This is a genomic window from Kocuria sp. UBA1838 (assembly GCF_002338785.1).
Classification (GTDB): Bacteria; Actinomycetota; Actinomycetes; order Actinomycetales; family Micrococcaceae; genus Kocuria; species Kocuria marina.
The window spans coordinates 171,190-189,009 of the sequence record NZ_DDIY01000015.1 but is presented as its reverse complement, the minus strand read 5'-3'; the positions used below and the strand labels follow the sequence as shown (position 1 = coordinate 189,009).

At 68.8% G+C, this 17,820-nt stretch carries 19 protein-coding genes; 11 read left to right on the top strand and 8 right to left on the bottom strand.

Features of this window, described 5'->3' with window-relative positions; translation table 11 throughout:
- Positions 1 to 45: 45 nt before the first annotated feature.
- The 3 genes from B3I25_RS07725 to B3I25_RS07715 all read right to left on the bottom strand — a co-directional run bounded on the left by B3I25_RS07725 (position 46) and on the right by B3I25_RS07715 (position 1,644).
- A complete protein-coding gene (locus tag B3I25_RS07725) occupies positions 46 to 324 on the bottom strand; it encodes a DUF1540 domain-containing protein (protein ID WP_035965361.1) in 279 nt (92 codons plus the stop codon).
- A 308-nt stretch (positions 325 to 632) separates the two neighbouring features.
- The gene (locus tag B3I25_RS07720; RefSeq protein ID WP_085107151.1) at positions 633 to 932 is read right to left on the bottom strand and encodes an AzlD domain-containing protein; all 300 of its coding nucleotides are present in this window, start codon (positions 930 to 932) and stop codon (positions 633 to 635) included.
- A gap of 1 nt (position 933) precedes the next feature.
- Entirely contained in the window at positions 934 to 1,644 is a 711-nt protein-coding gene (locus B3I25_RS07715; RefSeq protein WP_206478683.1) for an AzlC family ABC transporter permease, read from the bottom strand.
- Positions 1,645 to 1,755: 111 nt separating this feature from the next.
- Between B3I25_RS07715 and B3I25_RS07710 the strand changes: the two genes are divergently transcribed.
- From B3I25_RS07710 to B3I25_RS07680, 7 genes are all read left to right on the top strand, one after another.
- Positions 1,756 to 3,780, top strand: coding sequence for a S9 family peptidase (locus B3I25_RS07710; RefSeq protein ID WP_193518796.1), 2,025 nt, complete (start codon positions 1,756 to 1,758; stop codon positions 3,778 to 3,780).
- Between the two features lie 101 nt (positions 3,781 to 3,881).
- Positions 3,882 to 5,789: a translational GTPase TypA gene (gene typA / locus B3I25_RS07705; protein WP_064846062.1), complete on the top strand. Its 1,908-nt coding sequence runs from the start codon at positions 3,882 to 3,884 to the stop codon at positions 5,787 to 5,789.
- 50 nt (positions 5,790 to 5,839) lie between these two features.
- Positions 5,840 to 6,697, top strand: a complete 858-nt coding sequence (locus B3I25_RS07700) for a PIG-L family deacetylase (RefSeq protein WP_286738488.1) — start codon at positions 5,840 to 5,842, stop codon at positions 6,695 to 6,697.
- Entirely contained in the window at positions 6,694 to 7,179 is a 486-nt protein-coding gene (locus B3I25_RS07695; RefSeq protein ID WP_231885525.1) for a hypothetical protein, read from the top strand. The genes B3I25_RS07700 and B3I25_RS07695 overlap by 4 nt, the downstream gene beginning before the upstream one ends.
- Before the next feature lie 62 nt (positions 7,180 to 7,241).
- Positions 7,242 to 7,565 carry a ferredoxin gene (gene fdxA, locus B3I25_RS07690; RefSeq protein WP_035965353.1) on the top strand — a complete coding sequence of 108 codons (324 nt, stop codon included), beginning with the start codon at positions 7,242 to 7,244 and terminating at the stop codon, positions 7,563 to 7,565.
- 4 nt (positions 7,566 to 7,569) lie between these two features.
- Positions 7,570 to 8,715: a succinyldiaminopimelate transaminase gene (gene dapC / locus B3I25_RS07685; protein WP_206399475.1), complete on the top strand. Its 1,146-nt coding sequence runs from the start codon at positions 7,570 to 7,572 to the stop codon at positions 8,713 to 8,715.
- 175 nt (positions 8,716 to 8,890) lie between these two features.
- Positions 8,891 to 10,192, top strand: a complete 1,302-nt coding sequence (locus tag B3I25_RS07680; RefSeq protein WP_131332596.1) for a citrate synthase — start codon at positions 8,891 to 8,893, stop codon at positions 10,190 to 10,192.
- Positions 10,193 to 10,277: 85 nt separating this feature from the next.
- Here the strand turns inward: B3I25_RS07680 and galE are convergent, their stop codons facing one another.
- Both galE and dapD read right to left on the bottom strand, forming a co-directional pair.
- The gene (gene galE, locus B3I25_RS07675; protein ID WP_206399476.1) at positions 10,278 to 11,294 is read right to left on the bottom strand and encodes a UDP-glucose 4-epimerase GalE; all 1,017 of its coding nucleotides are present in this window, start codon (positions 11,292 to 11,294) and stop codon (positions 10,278 to 10,280) included.
- A 112-nt stretch (positions 11,295 to 11,406) separates the two neighbouring features.
- Positions 11,407 to 12,378 carry a 2,3,4,5-tetrahydropyridine-2,6-dicarboxylate N-succinyltransferase gene (gene dapD / locus B3I25_RS07670; RefSeq protein ID WP_064846066.1) on the bottom strand — a complete coding sequence of 324 codons (972 nt, stop codon included), beginning with the start codon at positions 12,376 to 12,378 and terminating at the stop codon, positions 11,407 to 11,409.
- A gap of 132 nt (positions 12,379 to 12,510) precedes the next feature.
- Between dapD and dapE the strand changes: the two genes are divergently transcribed.
- The 4 genes from dapE to B3I25_RS07650 all read left to right on the top strand — a co-directional run bounded on the left by dapE (position 12,511) and on the right by B3I25_RS07650 (position 16,303).
- On the top strand, positions 12,511 to 13,614 hold the full coding sequence (gene dapE / locus B3I25_RS07665) for a succinyl-diaminopimelate desuccinylase (RefSeq protein WP_131332599.1): 1,104 nt from the start codon (positions 12,511 to 12,513) through the stop codon (positions 13,612 to 13,614).
- Positions 13,615 to 13,733: 119 nt separating this feature from the next.
- Positions 13,734 to 14,705, top strand: a complete 972-nt coding sequence (locus B3I25_RS07660) for a TIGR00730 family Rossman fold protein (protein ID WP_085107204.1) — start codon at positions 13,734 to 13,736, stop codon at positions 14,703 to 14,705.
- Positions 14,702 to 15,976, top strand: coding sequence for a hypothetical protein (locus tag B3I25_RS07655; protein WP_240505703.1), 1,275 nt, complete (start codon positions 14,702 to 14,704; stop codon positions 15,974 to 15,976). The genes B3I25_RS07660 and B3I25_RS07655 overlap by 4 nt, the downstream gene beginning before the upstream one ends.
- Before the next feature lie 159 nt (positions 15,977 to 16,135).
- Positions 16,136 to 16,303, top strand: a complete 168-nt coding sequence (locus B3I25_RS07650) for a DUF3117 domain-containing protein (RefSeq protein ID WP_064846068.1) — start codon at positions 16,136 to 16,138, stop codon at positions 16,301 to 16,303.
- Positions 16,304 to 16,375: 72 nt separating this feature from the next.
- On the opposite strand, the gene crcB is transcribed toward B3I25_RS07650, so the two are convergent.
- Genes crcB through B3I25_RS07635 form a run of 3 tightly spaced genes read right to left on the bottom strand, consistent with a single transcriptional unit; the run spans position 16,376 to position 17,807 of the window.
- Entirely contained in the window at positions 16,376 to 16,747 is a 372-nt protein-coding gene (gene crcB, locus B3I25_RS07645; protein WP_085107172.1) for a fluoride efflux transporter CrcB, read from the bottom strand.
- Positions 16,744 to 17,178 carry a CrcB family protein gene (locus tag B3I25_RS07640; protein WP_085107174.1) on the bottom strand — a complete coding sequence of 145 codons (435 nt, stop codon included), beginning with the start codon at positions 17,176 to 17,178 and terminating at the stop codon, positions 16,744 to 16,746. The genes crcB and B3I25_RS07640 overlap by 4 nt, the downstream gene beginning before the upstream one ends.
- Positions 17,175 to 17,807: an O-methyltransferase gene (locus B3I25_RS07635; protein ID WP_064846071.1), complete on the bottom strand. Its 633-nt coding sequence runs from the start codon at positions 17,805 to 17,807 to the stop codon at positions 17,175 to 17,177. Before B3I25_RS07635 ends, B3I25_RS07640 begins: the two co-directional genes overlap by 4 nt.
- Positions 17,808 to 17,820 lie beyond the last annotated feature (13 nt).

Sequence of the window (17,820 nt, the reverse complement as noted above, 5' to 3'; positions counted from 1 at the left end):
CGCGGTCCTCTCATGTCTGCAGTTGTTACTCGATGAGCTCCGCGATCAGCGGGCTTCGTAGCTCGCGCAGTTGGCGTCCGCAGTGACCTCGATCGACGAGGCGGTGCACAATAGGTCCTTGTTGTGCACGCACTCGAGGCGCTGGCACGCGCCCACCTGGCCGTTGGCGGTGGGCAGGCCACCGCGGGCGTCGAGCGAGATGAACGTGGTGCACGAGGCCTCGGAGCCCTGGCCGCCCACCGTGATGGCGGGGGCGGTGCAGCCGTTGTCGTTGAAGGCGCAGCCGGTGGCGGTGCAAGCGGAAACAGCGGTGAGAGTGGCCATGATCTTCTCCTGTGATTCGGGTGGTGCTCTGATCGTCGGATGAACTGATATGGACACTACGGGTGTTTTTCGGGGCGCGCCAGTAAGTTGACCCTTATGGTAAAAGGTCGTTACCTAATTGGGGTTAGGTATGCCTGAGTTTGCTGAGGGTGCACTCACCAGAATAGGGAAACAATATTTGATCTAATGGTTCGAGTGAGCTTGCGACCCCGTCGTCGGCTCATCGCAGATACGCGCGGGGCGTGTGTGCTCACTCACTGCGCGGCGGGGCTCAGGGTTTCCGGGGCCGCTCGAATTACCTCGAAAATTTACAGAAATAATCCCGACAATGAATATGCCGAGAATCCCGCGATGAATGCCATCAGGAAATTCTTGCTCACTGCGTTCACGATCACGGAAATCACCGCCGCGAGAATCAATCGGCTCAGCTGCACCCCGGAATCGGCCTCCAGCAATGTATAGGCGACCAGGATCAACATGAGTCCCGCGGGGAGCAGGGCGGAGATCTCCCGCAGGTCCTCGCGATCGCGGAACCGATGGGCCAACAACACGGGGAACAGGCGCAACGAATAGGTCACGGCGGCGCACACGACGATGGCTGCGAGCATCTCAGGCGCCGCCTTCCGCGGTCTGGGACGAACGACCGTGCCGTGGGCGTTTGACGAGCACGACGCATAGCACCGCGTAGCACAACATGGCACCGAGCAGGAACAGGTCGCGGGGCAGCAGCAGCCCCACCGCAATGGAGGCCAGGGCAGCGAGCACGATCATCACGCGCTGCGAGGCCGCGCTCAGGGCGCTCACGAACAACAGGGTGAACAACCCGGTCAGTGCGAAGTCGAAACCGTCGAACGATTCCGGGATGAGTCCGCCGGCCACGGCTCCGACCGCGGCACCGAAGACCCAGTAGAACTGGGAGATGCCCTGGATCAGCATGAGCTCGTGCTGCGTGGTGGGGCGCACGCCGCTGTTGATCAGCGCATAGGCCTCGTCGGTCAGGGCATAGGGGCCGTAGAACTTGGCGAAGGGCGAACGCAGCAGGTGGGTGGGATAGGAGAAGCCGTAGAAGATGTGTCGGCTGTTGACCAGCAGAGTGGTCACGGCGATCTGTAGCAGGCCCGCTCCCGCCGAGACCAATCCCACGAGCAGGAACTCGATCGAGCCCGCGAAGACCACGAGAGCCGTGAGGGGCGCCAGGTAGGGAGCGAACCCCAGCGAGACCGCATAGGCGCCGAAGGCCATCCCGAGCGGCATGTATCCCATGGCCACGGGAACCGTGACGCGCACCGCCCACGCCAACGTCCCCTTGTCCGAACTCATGCGTTCCACTCCCATCCGCCACCGCTGCGCCACGTGGCCGAGGGCCACGTTAGTGGCTGGGGTGACACGTGCGCGCTTATGCGTGACCGGCACGTCTGTAATGTGACTCATATGACACCCCGTTATGAAACTTCCGAACAGCTCGTGGCCACCCCACGACTCACCGGATTGAGCGGACACCGGAACGGCCCGGTGATCGCCCTGCGGCAGGAACTGTCCTCAGACGGTAAGCGCTACGTCAAACACGCGTGGTCGGTACCCCGCCCGACCGACGGCGATCGTGCACCTGTCCCCCTGACCTCCGGCGATCACGGAGTCCAAGAGGTGTGCCCGGCGCCGTCGGGGGAGCTCTACTTCACGTCCGACCGACCCATGGACGGGGACCACGAGAAGCGCTCCCGGTTGTGGTTGCTCCCCGAACGCGGCGACGCCCGCATGGTGCTGGACATGCCCGAGGGCATCTCGGACCCCAAGCTGGGCGGGGACATGCTGTTCTTCCTCTCGGGCATGCACCCGAGTGCCAAGGGTGCGGCGGACGAGCTCGCCCGCAACCGTGAACTGCACGAATTGCGCGAGGAATCCGGGGCGAGTCCCATGCTCTACGACCGCGCGCCGTTCCGGTACTGGGACCATGACCTCCCAGCCGCCGAGACCGCCCTGTGGTTCGTGGACACCGCCGCGCTCGCCGAGTCCCGGGACGCGGGGGAGGCCGTGCGCCGCGTGGATCTGCCCGCCGGGCGGTTGACGCGCTACTCGGTCGCCCCGGACGGCACCTGGCTGATCGCACAGTTGACCGCGTGGTTGCCGGAGGGCTGGGAACGGTCCCAGCTGTGGCGGGTGCCGATCACGGCAGACGGCGCCGGTCAGGCCGAACTGTTCCGGGACGCCACCGAGGAGGACTGGTGGGAGCCCGGGCCCGTCTCCCCGGACGGCAGCCGGGTCGTCCTGGAGCGGGACGTCGTGTGGCGCGACGGCGTCAACCTGCAGATCTCGCTGTGGATCCACGACCTGAGCACGGGTCGGGACACGGAAGTCGTGCCCACAGACGAATACTGGGCGGGGGGATCCCGGTGGATCGATGACGACTCCTTCGTGTGCACGTCCGACTATCAGGGCCGGGGGATCGTGCTGAGGGTCACGTGCCCGCGGGGCGGGGACTCCTCGATCGACGTCCTGGCCGGCGGTGCCGAGCAGCCGTGGACCTATTGCGCGGTCCACCCCGTGGGGGACGCGTTCTACGGTCTGCGGGCCACCTACGACCACCCCCTCGAGGCGGTGACGTGGTCCGGTCGGGAGTTCTGCGCCGAGCCCACCCGGATCGACGGTCTCGTGCCCGACGACGCCGTCCCCGGCCGCCTCGAGGAGGTCACCACGACCGCCGAGGACGGGACGAGCATCCGCGCGTGGCTCGCGCTGCCCGAGGGGGAAGGAACCGAACACCCGTTGCTCGTGTTCGTTCACGGTGGGCCGTGGGCGTCCAACAACCAGTGGAGCTGGCGTTGGAATCCGTGGCCGTTCGTGGCCCGCGGTTATGCCGTGCTGTTCCCGGACCCGGCCATCTCCACGGGTTACGGACAGGCCATGATCGACCGCGGCCAGCAGGAGCTGGGCGGGGCGCCGTTCACGGACGTGATGGCGCTCGTGGAGGCCACGACGCAGCGAGCGGACATCGATGCCCAGCGCCAAGCCCTGCTGGGCGGTTCCTACGGCGGGTACATGGCCAACTGGGTGGCCACCCAGACGGCGGACCGGTTCCGGTGCATCGTGACCCACGCGTCCCTGTGGAACTTGGACTCCATGGGTGCCACCACGGACAACACCGAGTGGCGTGAGGCCATGGGCCCGGCCCAGGCCGCCGTGTACTCACCGCACCGGTTCGTGGACCGGATCCAGGTCCCCATGCTCGTGATCCACGGGGACAAGGACTACCGTGTCCCGATCTCCCAGGGCATCGAGCTGTGGTCCGATCTGCAGCTGCGCACCCGGGTGGAGGGCCACCGGTTCCTGTACTTCCCGGACGAGAACCACTGGATCCTCAAGCCGGCCAACTCGCGGGCGTGGTACGAGACCGTGCTCGCGTTCCTGGCCGAACACGTGCTGGGTGAGGAATGGCAGCGCCCCGAACTGCTCGGCTGAGCACACGGGAGACATGCATCACGTGTGCTCAGGGTGGTGGCGGAGGGGAGTAGAATCGCCACGATTCCCCTCTGCATCCATTCATGAAGAGAGACCTGTGCATGTCTGAAACCACCACCCAGCGCGCCGATCTGCGCAACGTGGCCATCGTGGCCCACGTTGACCACGGCAAGACCACCATCGTCGATGCCATGCTCCAGCAGACGAACGCGTTCTCCAGCCACGGAGAGGTCGAGGAACGAGTCATGGACTCGGGCGACCTGGAGCGGGAGAAGGGCATCACCATCCTGGCCAAGAACACCACGGTGTTCTACGACGGCCCCGCGGCCAACGGTGAGACCATCACGATCAACGTGATCGACACCCCGGGTCACGCCGACTTCGGTGGCGAGGTGGAGCGCGGTCTGTCCATGGTGGACGGCGTCGTGCTGCTCGTGGACGCCTCCGAGGGCCCGCTGCCCCAGACCCGGTTCGTGCTGCGCAAGGCCCTCGAGGCCAAGCTGCCCGTGATCGTCGTCGTCAACAAGGTGGACCGCCCGGACGCCCGGATCGACGAGGTCGTCTCCGACACCATGGACCTGCTGCTGGGCCTGGCCTCGGACATCGCCGAGGACCACCCGGACCTGGACCTGGACGCCGTCCTGGACGTGCCCGTGGTCTACGCCTCCGGCAAGGCCGGCCGTGCCTCCACCGACCAGCCCGGCAACGGCGAACTGCCGGACAATGAGGACCTCGAGCCGCTGTTCCGCACCATCATCGAGCACATCCCCGCGCCGTCCTACAACCCGGACGGCGTGCTGCAGGCGCACGTGACCAACCTGGACGCCTCCCCGTTCCTGGGTCGCCTGGCCCTGCTGCGCATCTTCAACGGGACGCTGAAGAAGGGCCAGACCGTGGCGTGGGCGCGTCACGACGGAACCCTCAAGAGCGTGCGCATCTCCGAACTGCTGGCCACCAAGGGCCTGGACCGGGTGCCCGCGGAGAGCGCCGGGCCCGGTGAGATCGTGGCCGTGGCCGGGATCGAGGACATCACCATCGGTGAGACCCTCACGGACCTCGAGAACCCCGAGCCGCTGCCGCTGATCACGGTGGACGATCCCGCGATCTCCATGACCATCGGGATCAACACGTCGCCCTTGGCCGGACGCGTCAAGGGGGCCAAGGTCACCGCGCGCCAGGTCAAGGACCGCCTGGACAAGGAGCTCATCGGTAACGTCTCGCTGCGCGTGCTGCCCACCCAGCGCCCGGACGCGTGGGAGGTGCAGGGCCGCGGTGAGCTGGCCCTGGCCATCCTCGTGGAGCAGATGCGCCGCGAGGGCTTCGAGATCACCGCGGGCAAACCACAGGTGGTCACCAGGACCGTGGACGGCAAGGTGCACGAGCCCTACGAGCACATGACGATCGATGCTCCGGACGAGTTCCTGGGTGCGATCACCCAGCTCATGGCCGCGCGCAAGGGCCGCATGGAGGGCATGAGCAACCACGGCACCGGGTGGGTGCGCATGGAGTTCAAGGTCCCCTCGCGCGGTCTGATCGGCTTCCGCACCAAGTTCCTCACGGAGACCCGAGGCGCGGGCATCGCGTCCTCCTACGCGGACGGCTACGAGCCGTGGGCCGGGGAGATCGAGTACCGCACCAACGGTTCCATGATCGCGGACCGCGCCGGTGTGGTCACCCCGTACGCCATGATCAACCTGCAGGAGCGCGGCTCGTTCTTCGTGGAGCCCACCTCCGAGGTCTACGAGGGCATGATCGTGGGTGAGAACTCCCGCGCGGACGACATGGACGTGAACATCACCAAGGAGAAGAAGCTCACCAACATGCGCTCGTCCACGGCGGACAGCTTCGAGAACCTCACGCCCCCGCGCAAGCTCACGCTCGAGGAGTCCCTCGAGTTCGCGCGCGAGGACGAGTGCGTGGAGGTCACCCCGGAGGCCATCCGCATCCGCAAGGTGGTCCTGGACGCCAACGAGCGCCTCAAGGTCGCTCGGCAGCGGGCGCGCGCCTGATCGTGGCCGATCCTCGATACCCGGGCGGGGGACACGCGACCGAGGGGGCGGTGGAGACACTGCTCCCCGGGGGCGTGGACCCCGCCCGGGCTCGTGTGTTGTGGGTGCACGCCCACCCGGACGACGAAGCCATCGTCACGGGCGTATCCATCGGGTACTACGGCGCGCTGGGCGCCACCACGGTGTTGCTGACCATGACGCGCGGCGAACGCGGTGAGGTTATCCCGCCCGCCCTGCGTCATCTCGAGGTGGGCCAACCCGGGTGCCCGGACACCGACGGCACCGCGCTGGGGCTCTACCGCGTGGGTGAGCTCGACGCCGCCGCGGCCGCCATGGGGCTCGCGGACCGGTTCTTCGCGGGGGAGCCCCCCGCCCACGATCCCGCCGAGGGTTTCGCCAACGGCGCGGACAAGTACGTGGATTCCGGGATGAGCTGGGGGCCCGACGGTCGCCCGCAGCCCGCCGAGGACGTCTCACCCGCAGCGCTCACGGCGGCGGATCCGCAGGAGGCCGCCGCCCACCTGGCCGCAGCTATCCGTGCGGTGCGTCCCCACGCCGTGATCACCTACGACGACGACGGCGGGTACGGTCACCCGGACCACGTGGCCACGCACGGGGTCACGCTGCGCGCCGTGGACCTCGCTGCGTCAGCACCGGACACCGCCCACGGCGCGTGGGATGTCCCCCTGACGTGGGGGATCGAGAGCGACGTGAACCCCTCGGACGAACGGCCGCAAGCGGCGATCCACGGTGATCTGGCGGTGAAGCGCGCCGCAATGGCGGCGCACGCCACACAGATCACCCTGGGCGAGGACCCGCAGGGCACCACGTACGAGCTATCCAACGGCGTGCCGCAGACCCTCAGCGCCACCGAGACGTTTCGCCTGTTGCGCCGGGGCGGACGATGAGCGCGTCCGGACTGCGCCGCACCGCCCCGTGGGAGAGCGCCCCGGCCGTGCAGACCGCCGGCGACCACGCGCCCGGGGGAGCCGAGAAGCAACGGCCGGGAGCGGCGTCGTCGTTGGTGACGGCACTGCTCACGGGACTCGTGGCGGGAGCGGTGGCCACGGCCATGCACGCCAACATCTGGTACCTGGACGGCTGGTGGCTCCCGTGGGGGCTCGTATTCTCCGGGGCGCTGCTGCTGTGCGCGAGCGTGTGGTGCGGTACCGCGACCCGGCGCGTGTGGGCGGCTGCCGTCCCAGGGCTCGTGACGTACGTGATCGCCTGGACCACCGCGTACCTGCGAGAGGGCTCGGCGCTCGTGGTCACCACGTGGGCCGAGCCCGTGGGGATCGTGGGGTTGCTGTGGTTCGCCGTGATCTTCGTGGCGGTCATGGCCTCCGTGATTGTTACGGGGCATTGGCTGGTGCGCTCGCGGGCGCGGTAGCCTCGAATGCCCGCCGCTAGAATGGTCGAGGACTTGGGAACAGAAGGAGAGGTTCGTCAACCGTGACTTACGTAATTGCGCAGCCGTGCGTGGATGTCAAGGACAAGGCCTGCGTGGAGGAATGTCCCGTGGACTGCATCTACGAGGGCGAGCGATCCCTGTACATCCACCCGGACGAGTGTGTGGACTGCGGTGCGTGCGAACCGGTGTGCCCCGTGGAGGCCATCTACTACGAGGACGACACCCCCGAGGAATGGGCCGAGTACTACAAGGCGAACGTGGAGTTCTTCGACGATCTGGGCTCTCCGGGTGGGGCCGCCAAGCTCGGCAACACCCACAAGGACCACCCCATGATCGCGGAACTGCCCCCGCAGAACCAGGACTGATCCGGTGAGCGTGGCCCGCGGATTCGGTCTGAACCTGCCCGACTACCCCTGGAACTCCCTCGCGCCGTACCGCCGGACCGCGCAGGAGCACCCGGATGGTGTGGTGGACCTGTCCATCGGGACCCCGGTGGACCCCACGCCGCTCGTGATCCAGGATGCGCTCGCCGCCGCCGCGGACGCCCCCGGGTATCCCACGACGCACGGGACCCCCGCGCTGCGGGAGGCCGTGGCCGCGTGGCTCGCCGATCGTCGCGGTGTGCCCGATCTGGACCCGGACGCCGTGATGCCCACGGTGGGTTCCAAGGAACTCGTCGCGTGGCTGCCGCTGTTGCTGGGTCTGGGCCCGGGCGACGTCGTAGTGCGTCCCGTGGTCGCCTACCCCACGTACGACATCGGGGCGCAGATCGCCGGCGCCGAGGCCGTGGCCGCGGACTCGCTGGACGAGCTCGAGCCCTCGGTGCGCGAGCGCGTGCGCATGGTGTGGGTCAACTCGCCGGGCAATCCCACGGGCATCGTGCGGGACGCGCAGAGTCTCAAGCGGCTCGTGGACCAGGCCCGCTCGCAGGGGGCCGTGGTGGTCTCCGACGAGTGCTACGCCGAGCTCGGCTGGGGTCAGTGGGATCCCGCACGCGGTGGCGAACCCGTGCCGTCCGTCCTGGACCCGCGCGTGAGCGGCGGGGACACGTCCCTGCTGTTCAGCGCGTACTCGCTGTCCAAGCAGTCGAACCTCGCGGGCTACCGCGCCGCGTTCCTCACGGGTGACCCCGCGCTGATGCCCTCGCTCATCAACTCGCGCAAGCACGCCGGGATGATCGTGCCCTATCCCGTGCAGGAAGCCATGCGCGTGGCCCTGGGAGACACCGCGCACGTGACGGCGCAGAAGAACCTCTACCGGCAGCGGCGCGAGGCACTCAAGCCCGCCGTGGAGGCCTTCGGGCTCACGATCGAGCATTCCGAGGCCGGCTTGTACCTGTGGGCCACCGCCGGTGAGGACACGTGGGACACCGTGGAACGCTTCGCCCGCCTGGGCATCGTGGTGGGCCCCGGGACCTTTTACGGGGACGCCGGGCACGGCTACGTGCGGCTGTCCCTGACCGCGAGCGACGAGCGCATGGCGGCCGCCGTGCAACGGCTCTCAGGCGCCGTCTGAGCCCGCCGCACACGGGTGGGCAAGTGGAATCCCGATCACACCAACGGGTAGGTTGGTGGGGAATGACATCGTGTTCCCGCCCGGTGCGCACCGACCCGAACCGCCACGACGGCGTGGGGGTGAACCGGACCGCGAACCCGTCGTGGAACACCTAGCGAACCGTGAAGGACACATCATGGCAGAGGCCAAGAAGTCCACCGACAAGGTGGAGCTGAACTACGAGAAGGGCAAGTCCCTCGAGCTCCCCGTACTGGAGGTGACCGAGGGTAACAAGGGCTACGGCGTGGGCTCCCTGCTCAAGGAGACCGGCAACGTCAGCTTCGACCCCGGGTTCGTGAACACCGCGAACACGCGCTCCACGGTGACCTACATCGACGGCGCCCAGGGCATCCTGCGCTACCGCGGCTACCCCATCGAGGAGCTCGCGGAGCACTCCAACTTCCTGGAGACCGCCTACCTGCTGATCTACGGCGAGCTTCCCACGCGTGAGCAGTACGAGGACTTCCAGCACCGCATCACCACGCACACCATGGTGCACGAGGACATCAAGATGTTCTTCAACGGCTTCCCCCGCTCCGCGCACCCCATGCCCGTGCTGTCCTCGGCCGTGTCCGCGCTGTCCACCTTCTACTCGGACTCCCTGGACCCGTTCAACAAGGAGCAGGTGGAGATCTCCACCATCCGCCTGCTCGCAAAGGTCCCCACTCTGGCCGCGTACGCGTACAAGAAGTCCGTGGGCGAGCCGCAGCTGTACCCCCACAACAACCTCAACTACGCGGAGAACTTCCTGCGCATGTGCTTCGGTGTGCCCGCCGAGGACTACGAGGTGGACCCGGTGGTCGCCAAGACCCTGGACATCCTGTTCATGCTGCACGCGGACCACGAGCAGAACTGCTCCACCTCCACGGTGCGCCTGGTGGGTTCCTCCCACGCCAACATGTTCGCGTCCGTCTCCGCGGGCATCAACGCCCTCTACGGCCCGCTGCACGGCGGTGCCAATGAGGCCGTGCTGGCCATGCTGGACCAGATCCAGAACCGTGGGCTCTCCGCGGACGAGTTCATGGAGAAGGTCAAGAACAAGGAGGACGGCGTCCGCCTCATGGGGTTCGGGCACCGTGTCTACAAGAACTACGATCCCCGTGCCCGCATCATCAAGGGCTACGCGCACGACGTCCTGGCCAAGATGGGCGGCAACAACGAGCTGCTGGACCTGGCCATCGGCCTGGAGGAGAAGGCCCTCGCGGACGACTACTTCGTGGAGCGCAAGCTCTACCCGAACGTGGACTTCTACACGGGATTGATCTACAAGGCCATGGGCTTCCCCGAGAAGATGTTCACCGTGCTCTTCGCGATCGGCCGCCTGCCCGGCTGGATCGCGCAGTGGCGCGAGATGATCGAGGACCCCGAGACCAAGATCGGCCGCCCCCGCCAGCTCTACGTGGGCGAGGGTGAACGCCACTACCCGACCGCCAACTGAGTTCCCCGGTCAAACCGACGAGCCCCGATCACCGTTCGGTGATCGGGGCTCGTTCGTCGGTGCGGGCACGCCGCCGCCGCTCGGCTCAGCCGTCGTAACCGTTCGGGTTGTTCTTCTGCCAGTTCCAGTGGTCCCGGCACATGGTGTCGATGTCCCGGTCCGCGGACCAGCCCAGCTCGGCGAGGGCGGAGGAGGGATCGGCGTAGGACACAGCGGCGTCGCCGGGGCGGCGCGGGGCGATCTCGTAGGGGATCTCCCGGCCCGAGGCCTTCTGGAATGCCTCGCGGACCTCCAGCACGGAGTAGCCGCGGCCGGTGCCCAGGTTCCACACGTGCACGCCGTGGTCCCGGCTGATCCGGTCCAGGGCACGTAGGTGTCCGTCCGCGAGGTCCACCACGTGGATGTAGTCGCGCACGCCGGTGCCGTCCGGGGTGGGGTAGTCGTCGCCGAAGACCATGAGCTTCTCGCGGCGGCCCACGGCCACCTGCGCGACGAACGGCATGAGGTTGTTGGGGATCCCCGAGGGGTCCTCACCGATCCGCCCGGACTCGTGCGCGCCCACGGGGTTGAAGTAGCGCAGCAGGGCCACGGACCAGCGGTCATCGGAGGCCGCGAGGTCCGCGAGCATGTCCTCGATGTGTTCCTTGGTACGGCCGTACGGGTTCTGCGCGTCCATGGACAGCTTCTCGGTCAGCGGCATGGTCTCCGGGGCGCCGTACACGGTGGCCGAGGACGAGAACACGATGCTGCGGCACCCGTTCTCCTCCATGGCCCACAACAGGTTCACGGTCCCGCTGACGTTGTTCGTGTAGTACCACAGCGGCTTCTGCGCCGATTCCCCCACGGCCTTGAGCCCCGCGAAGTGGATCACGGCGTCCGGGCGGTGCTGCGCGAACACGCGGTCCAGACCCTCGCGGTCCAGCAGGTCCACCTCTTCGAACGCCGCGACGTCGCGTCCGGCGAGTTCCGCCACCCGCTCGAGCGACGTCTTGGTCGAATTGGACAGGTTGTCCAGGACGACGACGTCGTGCCCCGCCTCGAGCAGCGCCAGAACCGTGTGCGAGCCGATGTACCCGGTTCCCCCGGTGACAAGAATCTTCATGGTCCCCACCCTATCCAGTGGACCTCACGAAAACGCGCGGCCGGGCCCGCGAGCTGCGGGACCCGGCCGAGCGGCGTCGTCGTCGCGATCCGTGGACGCGCGACGGCGGGGATCAATTGGCGTGCAGTGCGGCGTTGAGCTCCACCGTGCTGCCCTGGCGGGGCAGCGCCTCCACGGCGCCGTTGGTGGAGTTGCGGCGGAACAGCAGGTTGTTCACGCCGGAGAGCTCGGACGCCTTGACCACGCGGGGTTCGGCGCCGCCCTCGATGAGGCTCACGCGGGTACCGGCGGTGACATACAGGCCGGCCTCGACGACGCAGTCGTCACCCAGGGAGATGCCCACGCCCGCGTTGGCGCCCAGCAGGCAGCGCTGGCCCAGCGTGATCCGCTGCTTGCCGCCGCCGGACAGCGTGCCCATGATGGATGCGCCGCCGCCCACGTCCGTGTGGTCGTGGACCACGACGCCGGCGGAGATCCGGCCCTCAACCATGGCCTCGCCGAGCGTGCCGGCGTTGAAGTTCACGAACCCCTCGTGCATCACGGTGGTGCCCTCGCCCAGGTAGGCACCGAGGCGCACGCGGTCCGCGTCACCGATGCGCACACCGGAGGGCACCACGTAATCGACCATGCGCGGGAACTTGTCCACGCCGAGCACGGTCACGGTCCCGCTGGCGCGCAGGCGCAGCAGGGAGCGGGTCAGTTCCTCCGCGAGCACGGGACCGCGGCTGGTCCACGCCACGTTCGCGAGCTTGCCGAAGACGCCGTCCAGGTTGAGGGTGTTGGGCCGCACCAAGCGGTGGGACAGCAGGTGCAGGCGCAGGTAGGCGTCCGCGGCGTCCTGGGGTGCCTCGTCCAGGTTGATCACGGTGGTCACGATCTCGGAGCGCACGTTGCGATCCGGGTCCGTGGTGGCGGCCACGCGCAGATCCGCCTCGTAGCTCGTATCCGGGTTGGCGCTCAGGCTCGGCGCAGGGTAGAAGACGTCCAGCACGGTCCCCTCTCGCTCGCCGGAGTCCACCACGGTGGCCAGCCCCACTCCGGAGGCGATACGGGAATTCTCGGTGCTCTCGCTCGTTGAAGTCATGGGCCCATCCTAAAAGATGCCCCGTGACCCGGTGGTAGATGACCCGACCCGCGCGGCTCGTCAATGAGGCCCCGCGGCAGCCGACCGCGACGCCCACTGCGGGGCGCAGGGGCAAACTGTAGGCTGGCACGCATGAGTTCAGACGCTTCCGTGACCCTCGACCTCACCATGGATCCCGCGGATCTGACCGCCGCGCTCGTGGACGTGGAGTCCGTGTCCGATCACGAGGGCCCCCTGGCCGACGCCGTCGAAACAGCCCTGCGCGCTCTGCCCCATCTCAGTGTCCACCGGGACGGGGACACCGTGATCGCCCGCACGGACCGCGGCCGAGACGAACGCGTGATCCTCGCCGGCCACCTGGACACCGTGCCCCTGCCCACCGTGGAGGGATCGCTGGGCGGGGTCCCGGCCACGCGGCGTCGGGAAGCGGACGGGGACGTGATCTACGGCCGCGGCACCACCGACATGAAGGGCGGTGTGGCCGTCCAACTGGTGCTCGCGCACGAACTCACCGAGCCCAACCGGGACGTCACCTACGTGTTCTACGACCACGAAGAGGTCTCGAGCGATGCGAGCGGGCTGGGCCGCGTGATGCGCAACAGCCCCGAACTGCTCGAGGCGGACTTCGCGGTGCTGCTCGAACCGACCAACGGGACCGTGGAGGGCGGGTGCAACGGCACCATGCGTTTCCGGATCACGACCCACGGCAAGGCCGCCCACTCCGGGCGCTCGTGGATCGGGGAGAACGCGATCCACAAGCAGGCGGACGTCCTGGCCCGGTTGAGCGCGTACGAGGCGCGCACCGTGACTGTGGAGGGCCTCGACTACCGTGAAGGGCTCAATGCGATCCGGATCGGCGGGGGAGTCGCGGGCAACGTGATCCCGGACACCGCGTGGGTCGAGGTCAACTACCGCTTCGCCCCGGACAAGTCCCTCGAGCAGGCACAGGACCACATGTGCGAGGTCTTCACCGGGTACGAGCTCGAGTGGCAGGACCTCTCGCCGGCGGCCCGTCCCGGGCTGGACCGGCCCTCCGCCGCGCAGTTCGTGGCCGCCGTGGGGCGGGAGCCCATGCCCAAGTACGGCTGGACCGACGTCGCCCGCTTCTCGGAGGCCGGGGTGCCTGCCGTGAACTTCGGCCCCGGGGACGCCCTGCTCGCCCACACCGACGACGAGCACGTGTTCGATGACGCCGTCCGGGCCTGCCACCGTGCGCTCGCGTCCTGGTTGTCCTGAGCGCGGGGTGATCGGGTATCCGATCCGAGGCGGGGGAGGTTGGCTCGAGTACTCACCGCGTTGCATGCCGCAGGGGAGTTCTGCGGCGTCGTGCAGCACGAGAACGTAGCCTGGTGGGCATGCACACCCCTGAGACACCGCACGAACGTTCCCTACCCCCCGAGCGTCACAAGGGGCCGGTGGTGCTGCGCCGCAAACAGCTGCATCGGCGCACGTCCGACCAGCGTTTCCTGGACCAGCGCCCCGCCGAACCGGACGACTTCACCCGCACCGACCCGTGGCGTGTCCTGCGGATCCAGGCGGAGTTCGTTGAAGGCTTCGACGCACTCGCGAACCTGGGCCCCGCCGTCTCGGTCTTCGGGTCGGCGCGCACCGCGCCGGGGCACCCGGAGTACGAGCTCGCGCGCGAGCTGGGACGGGAAATCGGCAAGGCCGGCTACACCGTGGTCACGGGCGGCGGCCCCGGTGTGATGGAGGCCGCGAACAGGGGAGCGGTGGACGTGGGCGCGCACTCGGTAGGGATCGGCATCGAGCTGCCCCACGAACAGCGCCTCAATGACTGGGTGGACCTGGGCATCAACTTCCGCTACTTCTTCGCCCGTAAGACCATGTTCGTGAAGTACAGCCAGGGCTTCGTGGCGCTGCCGGGCGGCTTCGGTACGCTCGACGAACTCTTCGAGGCACTGACCCTCGTGCAGACGGGCAAGATCACGCGTTTCCCGGTGATCCTGGTGGGCACGGACTACTGGGGCCCGTTGCTGGACTGGATCACCACCACGCTGGTGGCCGACGGCAAGGTCTCCACCGCGGACCTCGAACTGTTCCGGGTCACGGACAGCGTGGCCGAGGTCGTGGAGATCCTCACCGCGGTCCACGCCGACGACGACGGCATCCCGGTCTCCGGCCCCGCCCCGGGTGCCTCTCCCGCCCCGGGCAAGGCAGCGGTCGACGCCGCGGCGCCCGGTTCCGGGGGCGACGACGCCGCTCCCGCGGATGGCGCGCGCGGTTCCGTGCGCGGCGACACCGACCCTGGCACCGCAATACCCCGTTCCAGGGGCGACGACGCTCGCGCCCCCGGTTCCGGCGCGTGAGTTCCACGGCGGTGGCGGACCCCGCGCGCAGCGCGCACGACTCCCGTGCGGGGAGGATGCGTCGACTGTGGGCGGCGGCTCCGTGGTGGCTCGCCGTGCTCGTGGTCTACGGGGTGTCGCGGGTCTGGGGCTGGGCGGTGTTCACGGTCGTGGGTGCCCAACAGGGTCCCGGGCCGTGGGGCAACGGCGCCCTGGGTTACCTGGATTTCGTGAACACGTGGGACGCCGACTGGTACCACACCATCTTCCGGGAGGGGTATCCGTTCCAGGTGCCCCGGGACTCGCTGGGCACGGTGTCCGAGAACGCGTGGGCGTTCTACCCCGTGTTCCCGCTGCTCGTGCGCGGCATCGACGCACTGACCGGGACCGGGTGGGCCGTCACGGCCGCCACGGTGTCCCTCGTGGCCGGTTTCGGTGCGGCCCTGGTGTTCTACCGACTGGTGTGCCAAGCACCCGTGATGGCCGGGCCCCGCACTCCCGGGGGCGTCTCACGCCCGGCACTGTGGGCCGTGGCGGTGTTCGCGTTCAACCCCGTGGCACCCGTGCTGCAGACCCCGTACGCCGAGGCGCTGAGCATGCTGTTCTTGCTGAGCGCCATGTTGTGCGTCGTGCGGGACCGGCCCGTGTGGGTCACCGTGTTCGTGGTGGCGCAGGCACTGACCCGACCCACCGGCGTGGCCCTGGCCGCGGCGCTGGGGGTGTGGTGGTTGTGGCGCAGCGTGGGGGACGTGCTCGCGCGACGTCGGGCGTGGTACCGGTGCCTGGACCGCTGGCTCGTGGTGGCGCTGATCGCGTGCGCTGCCGCCCTCGCGTGGCCGGCCATCGCGTGGGTCGTCACGCGGGAGCCCATGGCCTACACCGAGACGGAGGCCGCCTGGCGCGGGAGCCAGCACGTGATCCCCGTGTTGCCGTGGTTCCGCGAGGCCACCGATCTGCTGGGCCCGATCGCCGGACTCGTCGCTCCCGTGGTGCTCGTGGCGGCGGTCGTGATGCTGTTGCGTTCGGACACGGTCAAGCGGGCCCTGCCGTTCTTTGTCCGTGTGTGGATCGCGGCCTACGGGTGCTATCTGCTGCTCGTGCTCAACCCGCAGAGCTCCACGTTCCGGTTGCTGTTGCCGTGGGCGCCGCTCGCCGCCGCCCTGGTGCACGTGAGCGACTCGCGCGCCTATCGGGTGCTGCTCGTGATCTTCGGGGCAGTGCTGCAGATCGTGTGGGTCGGGTGGCTGTGGCACTGGAAGCAACTACCCGGCGGTGGCGACTACCCGCCGTGACCCCGCGCGGCGGCCCTTGCCGCAGGCGCTGTCCACACACGCGCTGCGCGCTATGGCACAGATGGTTCCGAGCGCTCCCGCGTCGTGTGCCGGGTCACGGTACTGGCTGAGCGTTCGATAAGATAGCGAGCGTAAGTACTCACGAAGAGGAGCTCATAAATGGCGGCCATGAAGCCGAGGACGGGTGACGGACCCATGGAGGTCACCAAAGAAGGACGCAGTCTGATCATGCGGGTCCCCCTGGAAGGCGGAGGGCGTCTGGTGGTGGAACTCAAGTCGGACGAGGCCGCGGAATTGCGCGAGTGCTTGGCTTCGGTGACGCAGTAGCACCGACACCCCCCACGCCCGTGTCGCGAGGGCCCCTCACATCGAGTGAGGGGCCCTCGCGGCGTTCGGGGCTCAGAACGCCCAGTGGCTCCCGAGGGTGAGCCCCGCGGCCACGGCGAGCAGGCTCCACAGGACGGTTCCGAGCACCGACACCACCGCGGCCCCGGCACGTTGTTCTCGCGCGAGCCGTACGGCGTCCACCATGGCCGTGGAGAACGTCGTGTAGCCACCGCACAGCCCGGTGCCCAGGGCGAGCGTCCACACGGGTCCCAGAACCGCGCTCAGTCCGGTGACCACACCGAGCACGAACGACCCCGTCACGTTGATCAGCAGTGTGGCCGCGGGGAAGGTGGGAGCCCACCGGGCGGTGATCCCGCGGTCCAGGAGGAAACGCAGGACCGCTCCCACGGCGCCGCCCAGGGCCACGGCGGGTACCGCGATCACCGCGCCGCTCCCGCGGTGGGCGTGCCGCGGCGTCGTCCCCGGAGCCAGGCGCCCACCGCGAGACCCGCGGCCGCGGCGGCCAGCCCCGCGACGAGCATCAGCACCGCGTCACCGAACGCGGCCGCGCTCGCCCCGGAGCGCACGCGCTCCCACAGCTCCAGTGCGAAGGTCGAGTAGGTGGTGAACCCGCCGAGAAGCCCGGTGCCGAGCAGCATGCGCGCGGTGTGGGCACCACGGCGCTCGCGGCCGGGGCGGGTGAGCGCTTCGAGCAGCAGCCCGAGCAGGAAGGCGCCGGAGGCATTGACCGCGAACGTGGCCCACGACCACCCGGATCCTGCCGGAAGCACGAGGGACACCCACCAGCGGGCCAGACTCCCCGCGGCGCCGCCGAGGGCCACGAGTCCGGCGTCCTTGAACAGGGAGCCGCTCACAGCCGGACGGCCAGCAGTACACCCGTTCCCGTGGGCACGACGGCCGTGGACAACCGCGGTTCGTCCCGCAGGGTGCGCACGACGTCGCGCATGATCACGGTCTCCTCCTGGCGCTGCGCGGGCTGGGGGACTAGGTCCTGGTGCAGGGCGTCGTTGACCACGAGCATCCCGCCGTGACGCAGCAACCGGGCACCCTCGATGACGTACTCGGCGGTGTTGACCACGTCCGCGTCGATGAACACCATGTCGTACGCGTTCTCGGTGAGCCGCGGCAGCACCAGGGAGGCCGCACCGGAGATCGTGCGGGTGCGTTTGGTTTCGAAACCGGCCTCGCGGAACGTGTCCCGCGCGGCGCGCAGGGCCCGGATGTCGGTGTCGATGGTCGTGAGGACGGACTCGGACGGCATCCCGCGCAGCAGCGCGAGCCCCGAGACGCCCGCACCGGTGCCCACTTCCACCACGGTCGCGGGGCGGGACGACGACGCCAGGACGGTCAGCAGCGCCGCGGTGGCCGGGGTCACGGGGTCCAAGCGCAGGGCCAGGGAGCGCTCGCGCGCACGGAAAGCGGTTTCGTCCTCCGTGGCGTAGGCCTCGCAATAGGCCCAGCTCGTGGTTTTATCCGTGCTCATGGACGCGGCGTGC